This window comes from Janthinobacterium sp. SUN100, from assembly GCF_030397705.1.
Taxonomy (GTDB): Bacteria; Pseudomonadota; Gammaproteobacteria; order Burkholderiales; family Burkholderiaceae_D; genus Janthinobacterium; species Janthinobacterium kumbetense.
On record NZ_JAPUBU010000001.1, the window covers coordinates 129,424 to 143,523 of the forward strand.

At 66.4% G+C, this 14,100-nt stretch carries 15 protein-coding genes; 10 read left to right on the forward strand and 5 right to left on the reverse strand.

Annotated features, from left to right (window positions below):
- Positions 1-67: 67 nt before the first annotated feature.
- The 3 genes from O0881_RS00490 (at position 68) to O0881_RS00500 (ending at position 2,209) form a co-directional block, all read left to right on the forward strand.
- A complete protein-coding gene (locus O0881_RS00490; protein WP_289909577.1) occupies positions 68-922 on the forward strand; it encodes a hypothetical protein in 855 nt (284 codons plus the stop codon).
- A 162-nt stretch (positions 923-1,084) separates the two neighbouring features.
- The gene (locus tag O0881_RS00495; protein ID WP_289909579.1) at positions 1,085-1,507 is read left to right on the forward strand and encodes a hypothetical protein; all 423 of its coding nucleotides are present in this window, start codon (positions 1,085-1,087) and stop codon (positions 1,505-1,507) included.
- 150 nt (positions 1,508-1,657) lie between these two features.
- Positions 1,658-2,209 (forward strand): phospholipase D family protein, encoded by a 552-nt coding sequence (locus O0881_RS00500; RefSeq protein ID WP_289909580.1) that lies wholly within the window; start codon positions 1,658-1,660, stop codon positions 2,207-2,209.
- On the opposite strand, the gene O0881_RS00505 is transcribed toward O0881_RS00500, so the two are convergent.
- Positions 2,210-3,106 carry a LysR family transcriptional regulator gene (locus O0881_RS00505; RefSeq protein WP_289909581.1) on the reverse strand — a complete coding sequence of 299 codons (897 nt, stop codon included), beginning with the start codon at positions 3,104-3,106 and terminating at the stop codon, positions 2,210-2,212.
- 124 nt (positions 3,107-3,230) lie between these two features.
- On the opposite strand from O0881_RS00505, the gene O0881_RS00510 reads away from it, so the two are divergent.
- Positions 3,231-4,388: an agmatine deiminase family protein gene (locus tag O0881_RS00510; protein WP_289909583.1), complete on the forward strand. Its 1,158-nt coding sequence runs from the start codon at positions 3,231-3,233 to the stop codon at positions 4,386-4,388.
- Positions 4,389-4,410: 22 nt separating this feature from the next.
- Positions 4,411-5,502: an agmatine deiminase family protein gene (locus tag O0881_RS00515; RefSeq protein ID WP_289909585.1), complete on the forward strand. Its 1,092-nt coding sequence runs from the start codon at positions 4,411-4,413 to the stop codon at positions 5,500-5,502.
- A 20-nt stretch (positions 5,503-5,522) separates the two neighbouring features.
- Here the strand turns inward: O0881_RS00515 and O0881_RS00520 are convergent, their stop codons facing one another.
- Positions 5,523-6,584: a nitronate monooxygenase gene (locus tag O0881_RS00520; RefSeq protein ID WP_289909586.1), complete on the reverse strand. Its 1,062-nt coding sequence runs from the start codon at positions 6,582-6,584 to the stop codon at positions 5,523-5,525.
- 87 nt (positions 6,585-6,671) lie between these two features.
- Here O0881_RS00520 and O0881_RS00525 point away from each other — a divergent pair, with 87 nt between their 5' ends.
- Together O0881_RS00525 and O0881_RS00530 are read left to right on the forward strand one after the other, a co-directional pair.
- Entirely contained in the window at positions 6,672-7,544 is an 873-nt protein-coding gene (locus O0881_RS00525; RefSeq protein ID WP_289909588.1) for a LysR family transcriptional regulator, read from the forward strand.
- Entirely contained in the window at positions 7,541-8,671 is a 1,131-nt protein-coding gene (locus O0881_RS00530) for a YbfB/YjiJ family MFS transporter (RefSeq protein ID WP_289909591.1), read from the forward strand. Before O0881_RS00525 ends, O0881_RS00530 begins: the two co-directional genes overlap by 4 nt.
- 3 nt (positions 8,672-8,674) lie before the next feature.
- Here O0881_RS00530 and O0881_RS00535 read toward each other — a convergent pair whose 3' ends face one another.
- Genes O0881_RS00535 through O0881_RS00545 form a run of 3 tightly spaced genes read right to left on the reverse strand, consistent with a single transcriptional unit; the run spans position 8,675 to position 11,543 of the window.
- The gene (locus tag O0881_RS00535; RefSeq protein ID WP_289909593.1) at positions 8,675-9,724 is read right to left on the reverse strand and encodes a serine hydrolase domain-containing protein; all 1,050 of its coding nucleotides are present in this window, start codon (positions 9,722-9,724) and stop codon (positions 8,675-8,677) included.
- Positions 9,715-10,530 (reverse strand): alpha/beta hydrolase, encoded by an 816-nt coding sequence (locus tag O0881_RS00540; RefSeq protein WP_289909595.1) that lies wholly within the window; start codon positions 10,528-10,530, stop codon positions 9,715-9,717. Before O0881_RS00540 ends, O0881_RS00535 begins: the two co-directional genes overlap by 10 nt.
- Complete coding sequence (locus O0881_RS00545; protein WP_289909597.1) at positions 10,527-11,543, reverse strand: M14 family zinc carboxypeptidase; 1,017 nt, start codon at positions 11,541-11,543, stop codon at positions 10,527-10,529. The genes O0881_RS00540 and O0881_RS00545 overlap by 4 nt, the downstream gene beginning before the upstream one ends.
- A 209-nt stretch (positions 11,544-11,752) precedes the next feature.
- Here O0881_RS00545 and O0881_RS00550 point away from each other — a divergent pair, with 209 nt between their 5' ends.
- Genes O0881_RS00550 through O0881_RS00560 form a run of 3 tightly spaced genes read left to right on the forward strand, consistent with a single transcriptional unit; the run spans position 11,753 to position 14,060 of the window.
- Positions 11,753-12,496 (forward strand): hypothetical protein, encoded by a 744-nt coding sequence (locus O0881_RS00550; protein ID WP_289909599.1) that lies wholly within the window; start codon positions 11,753-11,755, stop codon positions 12,494-12,496.
- Entirely contained in the window at positions 12,493-13,068 is a 576-nt protein-coding gene (locus O0881_RS00555) for an RNA polymerase sigma factor (protein ID WP_289909600.1), read from the forward strand. The genes O0881_RS00550 and O0881_RS00555 overlap by 4 nt, the downstream gene beginning before the upstream one ends.
- Before the next feature lie 8 nt (positions 13,069-13,076).
- A complete protein-coding gene (locus tag O0881_RS00560) occupies positions 13,077-14,060 on the forward strand; it encodes a DUF4880 domain-containing protein (RefSeq protein ID WP_289909601.1) in 984 nt (327 codons plus the stop codon).
- The last annotated feature ends 40 nt before the right edge of the window (positions 14,061-14,100 follow it).

The window sequence follows — 14,100 nt, forward strand, 5'->3', positions numbered from 1 at the left end:
CGGCCATGGGAAAGCACTTTTCCGCTAACCCAGTCAATATTACAGATGCACTTGATTAGAGATGTACTTGAAAAAAAATCAGAAAATGATATGCGTGGCGCTAGGTGCGATGCTGTTGTGGCCAGTAGTGGCGCAGGCCGATATTATTCAGCGACACGTGTTTACGGCTATTTCTAACGAGAAAGATAGCAAAGGCGCCGATGTGCTGACCGTGGCGGAATCTACGGCCTGCGGCGGCAATCAGCTGCGCATAAAAGAGGGGATGCTGGAAAACAAAGATGAGTATGCGAGCCTCAGACCCGCACTCGCCGAGCGCATCCGTGACAAGACAGCAATGGTCGTGACCTTGTTTGGCTGCCCTGTCGGGAAAGCCGGCGATGAGGCCATTCCGTTTGCGCGCATGATGACCGACTGTGACCCGGACTCCTGTCCCGACGGCAAGGCGCGCCTCTACCTGGACGAACAGCTGATGCCGCAGGTCAAGCATCTCTCGCCTTATGTGCTGGTGCTGCCCCTACCAAAAGCAGCGTTGCCCGGCACTTGGAAGGTGGAGATTTTCGATACCATCAAGAGCGATCTGGTACGAATCTCCGGACAGACCAATGCAGCCGATTTTGTTTCTGGCAAGATGGTTGGCGGTTACCGCTATTATGATCGAGATGGCAATATTAAATCGCAGGTAGAGCTAGATGAGCATGGCCGCCAACACGGCGTAGCAACTACGTATTTTAGTCATGACAAGCTGGAGTCCCGAGGGCAATGGCGCGATGGCCAGCCCGTGGGTGTGCAAAATAGTTACCATCTCAACGGTAAGGTAAGCATTCTTCAGGTTTACAGTGATAAGGGCGTGCTGCTGAGTACCCAGCAGTTCAACGAGCAAGGTGTGCTGGTGTATTCAAATGGTCAGAAGTCGAAAAAATGAACTGATGCGGTGTGCCAGGCTCCCAGAGTATGTAGAGAGACGTAGCAGTGATGCACGACGTCGTGGGGTTCCGGTTCGTTTTGAAGGTGGAGTGGTTGGCTGAAATCGGCCAGAAGCGGACAGTCGGCAATTGACCAATAAAGCTTTACTCAGAAAGTCAGCATGTCTCACCGTGATCCTTTTGATGTTATTTCATCCACCGTTGATCTGGATGATCCGGTAGAGCACGGTGATGCTCAACGCTTTATGGTTAACGCCCTGGCTCGGGTGATCGAATGTCTACCCGTTACCGCGCAGTCTTCTGTTTTGGCTGCTAAACGATATCTTGAGGGCGCGGCAACGGATAGCGAGGCCATAGCTGTCCGGGTGAGGCTTTGGGAGACCATCCGAGGACGCGATATGTCGGATGCCCCTGAGGTGTTGCGTATCAGAACCACGATTTGTGCGCTGCACGGCATGGACGCTGAAGCACCTTACGACAAGTTGGAATACTTTCTGTTTTTTTGGGAGCGCAGCGGCTTAAGCATGGTCGAGCTAGCTGGAGCTATGTTCGACACATACGGCGTTGTTTATCACGACGCTTAATCGGCTGCGGTGGCATATGTCGAATGCGTCAGATCTATGTCTGCTTCGGGGCGACAGCGGACGCTCGCCCAGGCGACGAGTCTGCCTGCAGGCTGTGTCCACATTTTTTGTTCGTCCACCCCCGATTATTGAAACAGGGAAATGTCAGCGATGAAGAATTTCGTACTTGCTGTTGCGCTGTGCCTGGCTAACGGCGTTTCGCCGGCGGCGCTTGCCGCCGACGCCGCGCCCGTGGTGACCATCGAGAACGCGTTTTCTCCCGATGGCGGGGCGGAGGCGCTGGTGCTCAAGGTCATCGATAGCGCGGCGTCGAGCATCCGGCTGGCCGCTTATTCGTTCAGCTCGCGCCATGTGGTCGAGGCCTTGCTGCGGGCGCGGCAGCGGGGCGTGGATGTCAGGGTGCTGGCCGATACGCGGCGCAACGCGCGCAAGAACAGCCGGGCTGCGCTGGACCGGCTCGTCGGCGCGGGCATTCCCACGCGCCTGATTTCCCGCTATGCCTTGCATCACGACAAGTACATCGTTGTCGATGGCGTGACCGTGCAAAACGGCAGCTTCAATTACACGGCCGATGCGGCCACCGCCAACAGCGAAAACGTGCTCGTCGTGTGGCACAGCGAGCGCCTGGCGCAATCGTACCTGGCGCACTGGGAAAACCGCTGGGCCAGCGGCGTCGACTACGTGCGCGTGCCGCCGCCCTGATCACTGCTCCTGCGCCGCGCCTTGCGCGCGCAGCCAGTCGAATACTTGCCCGACGATGGGCGAACGCGGATGTTCCGCCACGCCCGACAGCCACCAGGTGGCGCCGGGCACGCGCGGATAGTCGGGCAGGATGTGCAGCAGGCCGCGCGCCAGGCTGGCATCGACCAGCAGACGCGGCAGGCAGGCGATGCCGCGCCCGTCGAGCGTAGCGTCCAGCAACAGGCGCACATCGTCGTAGATGGCCCGCTTGCGAAAGCGCGCCAGCGGGCCCAGGAACAGGGGCGCCGTAGTGTCGCCCGTCAAGCTTTCTTCCAGGCAAACCAGATCCGCGTGCAGGTGATGCGCATCCTGCGGCACGCCGGCCAGCCGCGCCGCCAGCTCGCTGTTGGCGACCATCACCCATTCATCGCGCAGCAGGGGGATTTCCTGCAAATCCGGCTGCAGGATGGGGCGCTCGCCGATGGCGATATCGACGTCGATTTCATCGACGAAGCGGGCGCTCTCGTCGACCGACAGCAGCAGGCATAGTTCGGGCAGCCGCGCTTCCAGTTCCCGCAGCCGGGGTTGCAGCCAGCCGTGCAGCAGGGGCGCCGGACACACCAGCACGACCAATCCCGGATCGAGATAGGTGGCGATGCGCCCCAGGCCGCTGCGCAGCATGGTCATCGAGCGCTGCACGCTGCGCAGCAGCACTTCGCCCGCCACCGTCAGTTCCACGCCCCGTCCCGCGCGGCGGAACAGCGGCTGCTTGACTTGTTCTTCCAGCAATTGCACCTGGTGGCTGATGGCCGACTGCGTCACGTGCAGCTCGTCGGCCGCGCGCGAGAAATTGCCGTGGCGGGCGGCCGCTTCAAAGCCCATCAATAACTTCAGCGAAGGAATGCGATGTTCTGACATATGAGAAAACTTAATGAATTGGCGTAAATCATATCATTTGTCTTCATATCTTGATAGCTCCACAATGCCGTCCATGCCAACGCATCGACTGCGCGGCACTCTGACTAACTAATCAAGGATGGATATGAACACACGTCGATATTTCTTGCGCCATTGCATGCTGGGCGGCAGCGCGCTGGCCATGGGCGGCATGCTGGCCGGTTGCGGCGGCGGCACGCCGGAAACGGGCCCGGTGGCGCCAGTGCCGCCCATCATCAGCGGCGGTGGCGTCAACCAGGCCGACGGCTGGCGCATGCCCGACGAGGCCGAAGCCCACAAGGCCACGTGGATGGCGTATGGCGCCTCGAACGCCGTCTGGACGCGCGCGCAAGTGCCGCAAGTGCAGCTGGCGCTGGTGCGCATCGCCAACGCGATCGCCGCCTACGAACCCGTCAACATGCTGGTGCGTCCTGCCGAGCTGGCCAGTGCGCGGCAGTTGCTGGACGCCCGCGTGAACCTGATTCCCGCCGAGATGGATGATGTCTGGATGCGCGACACGGGGCCCGTCTTCGTGCGCAAGCCGAATGGCGAGCGGGCCGGCGTGAAGTTCAACTTCAATGGCTGGGGCAACAAGCAGCAGTCCGGCAAGGATGGCCAGGTGGCCGACGTGGTCGCCGCCCAAGCCAAGGTGCCGCTGCTGGCCACGCGCCTGGTGCTGGAAGGGGGCGCGCTGGAAGTCGATGGCAAGGGTACGGCCATCATCACGGAAAGCTGCGTGCTCAACAGCAACCGCAATCCGGGCTGGAGCAAGGCCGACTGCGAAGCGGAACTGCAGCGCCTGCTGGGCATCCGCAAGGTGATCTGGCTGCCAGGCATCAAGAACCAGGACATCACGGATGCCCACACGGACTTTTACGCCCGCTTCGTGCGCCCCGGCGTGGTGGCGGCGCACCGCGAGATGGACACGGCATCGTACGATTACGCGCTGACCCGGCGCCACCTGGAGATTTTGCGCGGAGCCACGGATGCCGATAACCGGCCGCTGCAGATCGTCGTCATCGACGGCCCCGAGAAAATTCGGCCTGGAAACAACCCGAACACCTTCGCCGCCGGCTACATCAATTACTATGCCACCAGCAGCGCCATTTTCCTGCCGGAATTCGGCGATGCGCAAGCGGACGCCAGCGCCAGGGCGCAGTATGCGCAGCTGTATCCGGGACGCGCCGTGATCCAGATCAATATCGACCCCATCGCGGCCGGTGGCGGCGGCATCCATTGCACCACGCAACAGGAACCGGCGTAAGCGCGCCGCACAGGAGAACAGCATGCAACGACGACATTTTCTGAACGGTGCCATGGGCCTGGCGGCCAGCGCCGCGGCCGGTTTGCCGGCCATGTCCGCGCTGGCGGCCGGCGCCGGCTGGCGCATGCCCGACGAAGGCGAGCGCCACGCCGCCACCTGGATGGCTTTCGGCGCGAATGACGACGTGTGGGGCAAGCGCCTGAAGGCGGGCGCGCAGGCGGACCTGGCGCGCATCGCGCAAGCGATCGCCAGCGTCGAACCCGTGCACATGCTCGTCAACGAGGAAGACTACGACGTGGCGGCTCGCCTGTGCGGCAACAAGGTCAAGCTGCTGGTGCAGCCCATCGACGACCTGTGGATGCGCGACACGGGCCCCGTCTTCGTGAAAAAGGCGGGCGGGGCGCTGGCCGGCGTGAATTTCAATTTCAATGGCTGGGGCGAAAAGCAGGACTATGACGACGATGCGCGGGTGGCCCCTTTCGTGGCCGGACGCGCCGGCGTGGCCGTGCTGGAAAGCAGCCTGGTGCTGGAAGGGGGCGGCATCGAAGTCGATGGCCAGGGCACGGCCATCATCACGGAAAGCTGCGTGCTGAACGCCAACCGCAATCCCGGCGTCGGCAAGGCAGCATGCGAACGCGAATTGCGCCGGCTGCTGGGCATCGAGAAAGTCATCTGGCTGCCCGGCATCGCCGGCCAGGACATCACCGATGGCCACACGGATTTCTATGCCCGCTTCTGCGCCCCCGGCGTCGTCGCGGCCGGCTACGACAGTGACCCGGCATCGCCCGAACGGGCCGTCACCCAGCGCCACCTCGACATCCTGCGCAAGGCCACGGATGCGCGCGGCCGTGCGCTGCAGGTGGTGGTGCTGCCGGGCCCTGGTTCAGTCCGTCCGCGCTATGAAAACAAGGACTTCGCCGCCGGCTACATCAATTTCTATGTCTGCAACGGCGCCGTGCTGTGTCCGGAATTCGGCGATGCGGCAGCCGACCGCAATACCAAGGCCATCCTGCGCGAGCAATTCCCCGGCCGCAACATCGTGCAGCTGAACATCGACGCCATCGCGGCCGGTGGCGGCGGCATCCACTGCACCACGCAGCAGCAGCCGGCGTGAGGCGGATGGCCCCGGAAAAGTCAGGCCGCCATTTCCCGCGCCAGGGTGGCGACCAATTCCTCCGCCCCCATTTCCCGCGCCAGCGGGGCGCCCTGGCCGGCCCACTGGGCGGCGAATTCGCTGTCGCCATGCTGGCTGGCTAGCGCGTTCAATTGCTTGGCGGCATCGTAGGCGACGGGATAGTCGGCCGGCGGCGGGCTGCCCGGCGCTTCGCCATATTCGATGAAGCGGTTCACCATGCCGCGCGCCAGGCGGCCCGAGAGCACGCTGGTCAGCCGGGTGCTGGCCGCCCGTTCGCTTTTCAGGTTGGCCCGGTAGCCTGCATTGGCCGACGATTCCGGGCACAGCACGAACGCCGTGCCCAGCTGGGCGGCCGCGGCGCCCAGGTCCAGCGCGGCGCGGATGCCATGTCCATCCATGATGCCGCCGGCGGCGATGAGGGGGAGGGCGGTGCGGCCCGCCAGCAGGCGCAGCAGCACGGTGGTGCTGTGGCGCTCGTCCGGCGCTTGCGGGTCGAAGACGCCGCGATGCCCGCCCGCTTCCACGCCTTGCGCCACGATGGCGTCGACGCCCGCCTGTTCGATCAGTGCTGCTTCGCGCACATTGGTGGCCGTGGCCATCGTGTAGATGCCGGCCTGGCGCAGGGCGGCGATCTGCTGCTGCGTCGGCAAGCCGAAATGGAAGCTGACGACGGCGGGACGCTGTTCCAGCAACAGGGCAAACGCCGCCTCGTCGCCGATGAACGTCTGATAGATCTCGTCGAGCGCCTCTGGTACGGTTGCGCCCAGTTCCGCAAACAGGGGCGCCAGATGGGCCAGCCAAGCTGCTTCGCGCCGCGCATCCCTGACGGCTGGCGCATGGCAGAACACATTGATATTGAAGGGCTTGTCCGTCAGCGCGCGCGTGTCCGCGATCATCTGGCGCGCCTGTGCCACGGTGCCGGCGCCGATGCCCAGCGAACCGAGGCCGCCCGCGTTCGACACGGCGGCGGCCAGGCGCGGTGTGGAAACGCCCGCCATCGGCGCCTGGATGATGGGCAATTGCAAGCCGAGACGGTCGAGGAAGCGCTGGATTGACGTCATGATGATTCCTTCATGAAGTTGAGGATGCTGCATTTAATTCGTATTTTAAGAATATAATAGCATAATCATTTTCAAAAAGAGAATACGATGGATTCGGAATCATTGCGGATTTTTTGCTCGGTCGCCAGTGAACTGAGCGTCACCCAGGCCGCCGCGCGGCTGGGGCGCGCGCCGTCCAGCGTCACCACGCGCATCCAGCAGCTGGAAGCCGATATCGGCGCGGAACTGTTCGTGCGCACCAATAAACGCATGGCCCTGACGGCGGCGGGCGAGCGCTTTCTCGAGTATGCGCAGCGCCTGCTGGCGCTGGCGGAAGAGGCGCGGCATGTCGTCACGGGCGGGCGCGAGGGGGGCACCTTGCGCGTCGGCAGCATGGAAAGCACGGCGGCCAGCCGCTTGCCGGCCTTGCTGGCCGCGTATCACGCGCGCTATCCGGCGACGCGCCTGGCGCTGGGCACGGGGCCGTCGCGGCCCCTGATCGAGCAAGTGCGCACGGGCTTGCTCGACTGCGCTTTCGTGGCCTTGCCGCCAGCGTTCGGCGGCGCCGCCGCCCTGGCGGAGCTGGGCCTGGCGTCGAGGCCCGTGTGGCGCGAGGAACTGTGCCTGCTGCTGCCGGCCAGCGAAGGGCCCGTGCGCCGCGCCATGGATGTGCGCACGCGTTCGCTGGCGGCGTTTCCGCAGGGCTGCACCTACCGCGGCATCGCGGAAGAGGTGCTGGGCGTGGCCGGCAGCACGCAGTGGCGGGTGCAGGAAATGAGTTCGTATCACTGCATGATCGCCTGCGTGGCGGCCGGCGCCTGCGTGACCCTGCTGCCTGCCAGTGTGCTGGCGCTGTCCGGGGCGCCGGCCACCCTGGCGACTATTTCCGCTGGGCAAATTGACACCGTGCTGGTGTGGCGCGCGGGATTCGATGTACCCGCGTTCCAGCACTTGTTGACGCAGCTCGGCGAGGCGGCGTGAGCGGGGCGGTCGGGCTGCGCGCGGCCATCGCCGCGGCCGTCATCCTCGCCATCGGCATGGGCTTCGGCCGCTTCGCCTTCACGGCCATCTACCCGCATATGGTTGGCGAGGGCGTCTTGACCTTGCGCGACGGCAGCCTGGCCGCCTCGGCCAACTATGCCGGTTACTTGCTGGGCGCCATCCTGGCCATGCGCGCGCGGGCGCAAGGTGCGCACCGGCTGTGTTTATGGTCGGTGGCCGGCACGGCCCTGTGCCTGGGCGTGCTGGCCTGGCCGATGCCCGTCTGGCTCATCGTGACGGTGCGCGGCGTGGCGGGCGTCTTCAGCGCCCTGACCATGGTGGCGGCGTCGCTGTGGCTGCTGGTGCAGCGCGGGCAGGCGCGCGGCGCGCCGTTGCTGTACGCGGGCGTGGGCGCCGGCATTGCCGTCTCGGCTGAATTGCTGGTGCTGGCGTCGCACCTGGGCTGGCGCAGCGCCGGCATGTGGCTGCTGCTGGCCGGGGTCACCGTGCTGGCGGGGCTGGCGGCCGCGCCCGCGCTTGCCGTGAGCGGCCAGGCGACCCCGGATGCGCCGCCCGCACCGGCCGCGCCGGCGCTGGCGCCTATGTCGCCCTGGCCGCTGGTGCTGATCTATGGACTGGCGGGACTCGGCTACATCGTCACGGCCACCTATCTGCCCGTGCTGGTGGGCGTGGCCTTGCCGAATCTCAATTCCGCCCACGTGTGGGCCGTGTTCGGCCTGGGCGCAGCGCCTTCGTGTTTCCTGTGGCACCGGCTGCACGAGCGCCTGGGCACGCGCCAGGCGCTGCGGCTGAACTTGCTGCTGCAGGCGCTGGGCGTGGCGCTGCCCGTGCTGGCGCCCTCGGCCGCCGGCTATTTGCTCAGCGCCATCCTCGTCGGCGGCACGTTCGTCGGCACGGTGACCATCGCCATGCCGGCTGCGCAGCGGGCAGCCGGCAAGGTGGGCGCCAGCATGATGGCCATCATGACGGTGGTGTATGGCATCGGACAGATTATCGGCCCCGTGCTGGCCGGCAGCCTGTATGCGCAGTCGCACAATTTCAATGGTGCATTGGTGGCGGCGGCCGGCGCGCTGCTGCTGGCCATCGCGGTGAGCTTGCGCCTGTAAACCTCAGAGGCCGAATGCGCAGCGCATGAAGTCGCCCCGCAGCGCGTTGACCCGGGCGGAATCGCGCGTGTAATACAGCTTGTTCGTCAGCAGCACGGCATAGCGGCCGCGCCGTGGGCTGAGCCACATGGCCGTGCCGGTGAACCCCTGGTGGCACCAGACATCGTCTTGCGGCCCGGTGCCCGCCGCCGGGTGCCAGAACAGGCCGCGCGAGGGATTTAACGAACCCGTCTGCACCGTCAGCGAGGAGCGCACCCAGCCGGCGTCAAACACCTGGCCTGCGCCATGCAGGCCCGACGCCAGCATCGCCTGCAGGAAGCGCTGCAAGTCGGGCACGTTGGAAAACAGCCCGGAGATGCCGCACACGCCGCCCAGCAGGCGGGCCGAGAAATCATGCACCACGCCGGCAAGGTGGGCGCCCGCCTGTTCGCAATACTCGGTCGGCGCCACTAACTGGCCGTGGCGTGGCGCGAGCGGGCCGTAGCACGTGGCGGCCATGCCCAGCGGCTGCAGCACATGTTCTGCAAGCGCCTGTTCCAGTGGCTGGCCCAGCAACCGCTCGATGACAAAGCCGAGGATCAGGGCGGCGCGGTCCGTGTATTCGACAGCCTGGCCCGGCGTGCCTTCCAGCGGCTCGCGCAGCACGCCGCGCACGATATCGTCGTACACCTCGCCATAGCTGGCGCGCAGCCGGGCGCGCAGCGGCAAGCCGGCCGTATGGGTGAGCAGCTGGAAAATCGTGATGGGCGCCAGCGCGTAGCCCGCCGTGCCGGGCAAGACGTCGGCCAGCCGGTCGTCCAAGCGCAGGTGTTGCTGGCCAATCAGCCTGCCGATCAGCGACCAGACGCTGACGATCTTGGTCAGCGAAGCGATATCGAACAGGGTGTCGACCTGCATGGCGGCGCTGGCGGGCTCCGGCGTGAGCTGCCCGGCCGCGCCCGCCACGCCGTGGTCGACGGTGCCGACGGCCCAGGCCGCGCCTGGGAAAATCCGTTCCTGCACGCCGGCTTTTGCCAGCGCCGTCAGTTGCTCCGTGCGATAGGCTATCGGCATGATGATCGTGCCGTGTTGGTCTGCTCATCGCCTGCCGCTGCCACGCCCAGCCAGCGCGCCACCGACTGCGCCAGCCATTCCCCCTCGTCGAGCGGCAAGTCGTGCCCGGCGTCGCCGTGAATCAGGCAATCGGCTTGCCAGGCGCGGGCCAGGCGCTGCGAACAGCGGTGGTCGACCAGCTGGTCTTGCGCGCCGGCCATCACCAGCACGGGCATGGTGGGGCGCACGAGGGGGGCGCGGTAGCGGGCGGCCGACAGCAGCTGGCGCAGCGCGTTGCGGCGGCTTACCGGGTATTCCTGCTGGTAACTGAGCCAGTCGGCCAGCAGCGCGGGAGTGCCGCCAGCATGCCGGCGGCTCGTCAGGCGCAAGATCAATGCTTCCTGGCTGGCGGCATCGCCCAGCAGCAGCTGGCGCAGCAGGGCGCCGTAGTTTTGCCAGCGCAGGCGTTGATGGAAGGGATTGAACGGCCGCATGCTGGTATTGATCAGCACGCAGCGGGCGATTTCCCACGGATAGCGGCTGGCCCATTCCACGGCCACCATGCCGCCCAGGGACAGGGCAAGCAAGTGGTAGGGTGCCGGGATGCCCCGCGCCAGCAACTCCCGGCGGCAGTCTTCTACCATGTCGGCCACGCGGGTGGCGCTCGTTTGCAGGTGGCGCGTGCCGTTGCCGGGCAGGTCGGGCGTGACGATGCGGGCGCCGGGCAGGGCGCGCGCCAGGGTGGCGGGGAAGCTGCCCCAGTGGCGCTGTTCGCGCATCAGGCCGCGCAGCAAGACCCAGTTATCGTGCGTGTTGATCTGCGTCATGATTCATACCATTGCGCCAGGGCGCGCCGGCGCTGTGCCTTGCGCAGCAAGCCTTCCGGCATCCAGCGGCCGTGGCTGCTGGCGGCGCGCATGAGGAAATCGAACCACACCAGGTGCCGCCGTAGCACGCGCTGCAGGCGGTGCGCGGCCGTGGGGTTGAAGATGCTGACCCGGTTGAACAGCTGGCGCGGGTTTTTCTTGACCCACAGCCAGGAACCCATTTCCAGGGTCAGCGGCAGGAACACGCGCCCGGTATAGCTGGTGCCGTTCAGGTACAGATAATCCCACAGGTCGCCATGCGTGCGGTATTGCCGGCTTTGCGGCTCGAACACATAGTTGTGGTTGGGGTAGCTCTGGCTGAACAGCTCTTCCAGCGCACCGATTTCGGCCAGGTGTTCGATGGGCACCTTGGTGTGCGCATGGGGAAACCAGATGCGGTCGCGCAAGCCGAAGCCGGAGTGGCAATCGAGGGCGATGCTGAACTGGCGCGACAGCAGTTCGCGCTCGACGAGGTCGCACACGGCGGCGCTTTCCAGCTCCATCGGCCCCCCGGCCGCGCCCCGGTACCAGGGCAGGCGGGCGCTGTAGCGCTGTCCGCCCAGCATGAACGGCACTTTCTCGCGCGCGCTCAGCGGCGCGTTGCGCATCAGGTCCACGCCACGCGGATTGCAGCGCGTGGCTTGCCACATGCCGCCTGGATTGACCAGCGGCATGAACACGAGGCGCATGCTTTCCAGCTGCTGGTGCAGGGTGGCGTCCCAGCGCAGGCGCGCGACCAGGCTTTCCAGGAAAGACAGGATGACTTGCGTGCCGATGCGCTCGAGGCCATGGATGCCGCCGAAAAAGCCCAGCACGGGCACGTCGGGGCTCGGATTGCCCAGCGCGATGGAGTACACGGGAAACTCGCGCCCATCCATGGCGATGCTGCAGGGCGCGGCCACTTCCAGGTGGCTGCCGCCTTCGTCGATGAGGCGCTTCAGCAAGACCAGCTCGGGCAGATTCTTTTCGATCATCAGGCGTCTGAAAGGGAAAGTGACAGCCAGTGTAGCCGAAATAGGTGGCGCGCCGGACGTCCCGCATGGCGAAATTTATGCACGCTGGCGATGTCACGAAGCCGTCATTTTTTCTGTGTAGGCTATTGCAGTTGATGCAAGAGTTGTTACTTGGCAATGCCTTGTTTCCACGCAATTCCCCCCTCACACGATAGCGACTCGATAGCGATATGACAGGCAGCCCGGCATCCGTCCATGTGCTTGCGCTGGCAGGATACCTGGTTTTGCTGGGTTTCCTGGCCGCGGTGGGGCCCGTGCGGGCGCAGTCCGCCGACGGCCCCGTGCTGCAGTTCGACATTGCCGCGCAAAACCTGGGCGACGCGCTGGACCTGTACAGCCGCCGCACGGGCATCGCCGTGCTGATGGACCAGCGCTACGCGCAGCGCCAGTCGGGGGCCGTGCGCGGCGCCCATGCGGCCGGCGCGGCCCTGCAAGCCTTGCTGGAAGGCACGGGCCTGCAATCGCGCCTGTCCGACGCGCAAGCCGTCATCGTGTACGCCCCGGCCGGCGCTGGCGCTGCCGCCGCGGCGGAGCTGCCGCAGGCCGCCGTCGTGGCCGCCGCCGACATCCCGGGCGCCGTGCAGGGCGGCGGCGACCATGCGGCCTATGTCAGCCGCTTGCAGCACGTGCTGCTGGGCTTGCTGTGCCGCGCGGCGCAGACGCGTCCCGGCGGCTACCGGCTGGCGCTGCAGCTGTATCTGAACCGCGCCGGCGTGGTGGACCGCGTGCACCTGCTCGACAGCACGGGCTTGCGCACGCGCGACACGGCCATCGCGCGCCTGGTGCTGGGCATGCGCGTGGGCGCGGCGCCGCAGCCGTCGATGCCGCAGCCCGTTTCCATCCTGCTGCTGCCGCAGGGGCCGGGCAGCGAAGTCGATTGCGCCCCCGGAACAATGGGAAGGCTCGCGCCATGAGCATGCCCGACCTGCGCACCAAGCTGAAACGCCATCTCAGTTCGCGCTACGCCGTGCTGCGCTGGCGCCTGGAGCGCGTGGTCGGCTGCAAGCACCATGCGGCCGATGCGCTGCAGGAAACGTGGCTGCGCCTCGAAGCGATGGTGGCGCCCGGTCCCGCCGCCGCGCCCGTCCACAATCCCGACGCCTACCTGCTGCGCATGGCGGCCAATATCGCCACCGATGCCTACCGCCGCGACCGCATCATCGTCACCGAGCGCGAGCGCGAAGAACTGATGCACATGGCCGACGAGGTGGGCGACGACATCAGCGACCCGGCCCGCATCGTCTCGGCGCGCCTCGACGTGCAGGCGCTCGACGCGGCCTTGGCGGGCCTGTCGCCGCGCCGCCGCGCCATCCTGACGGCCGCCAGGGTCGATGGCTTGCTCAATGCGGACATTGCCGAGCGCTTCGGCATTTCCGTGGCGATGGTGAAGAAAGAATTGCAGGCTGCCATGCAACACTGTAAAACGTGCATGGCCGACGCCGATGCCGCCCAGCGCAGCGATGTGTCGGGCCGCCGTAAATATTGATGAATCTCATGACTGCTCCTGACCGCGATCCACGCGACTCTTCCCATACCGCCGACAGCGACGCTGACATCGGCCGGCAAGCCGCTGCCTGGTGGGCGCGGCTGCGCGGCGACGATTTCACGCAGGCGGACGCCGACGCCTTGCGCGCCTGGTGCGCGCGCAGCCCCGCGCATGCGCGCGCCTGGCGCGAACTCCAGCAAGTGTGGCAGGCGCTGGCCCCCGCGTTGGACCGCGCCGCCGATGCCGCGCCGCAGCGGGCGAACGTGCTGGCGTTCCCGGCGCGCCCCGGGCGCCGGGCTTTCCTGGGCGGCGCGCTGGCGGCCGGCGTGGCCGTGCTGGCCTTGCGCCCGCCGCTGGGCGTCTGGCCGTCGCTGCAGGAATGGAGCGCCGATTACCGCACGGGCACGGGCGAGCAGCGGCAGGTGGCCGTGTCGCAGCAGATGACGGTGCAGATGAATACGCAGACGCGCATCGATGTGCGGGCGCCGGAAGCCATCGAATTGCTGGGCGGCGAAGCGGAAATCCTCGCCAGCGGCGCGCGCCAGCCCGTCACGGTGGTGGCAGGCGCGGGGCGCTTGCTGGCGCAGTCGGCCCGCTTCAACGTGCGCCACACGGACGATGCCGTGTGCGTCACCTGCCTGGCGGGCGCCGTGGACGTGGTCTGGCAGCAGCGCCGCCAGACCCTCGATGCGGGGCAGCAACTGGTCTACGATGACCGGGGCGTGCAGGCGGCCACGGCCGCGCCAGCGGAGGAAGCCAGCGCGTGGCGCAGGGGCGCGCTGTCGTTTGTCGGCAAGCCGCTGGCCGAAGTCGTCGATGAAATCAACCGCTACCGGCCGGGCCGGGTGGTGCTGCGCAATGCCGAGCTGGGCCGCCGCCTCGTGCGCATGCGTTTTTCCATCGGGCAAACCGATGGCGCGCTGGCGATGATACGCGACCTGTACGGCGCGCAAATGACCAGTTTGCCGGGCGGCATCGTGCTGCTCAGTTGATTTCCGCTGATTCCAGGTTTCCCTTTGGCAGGCTTATTTG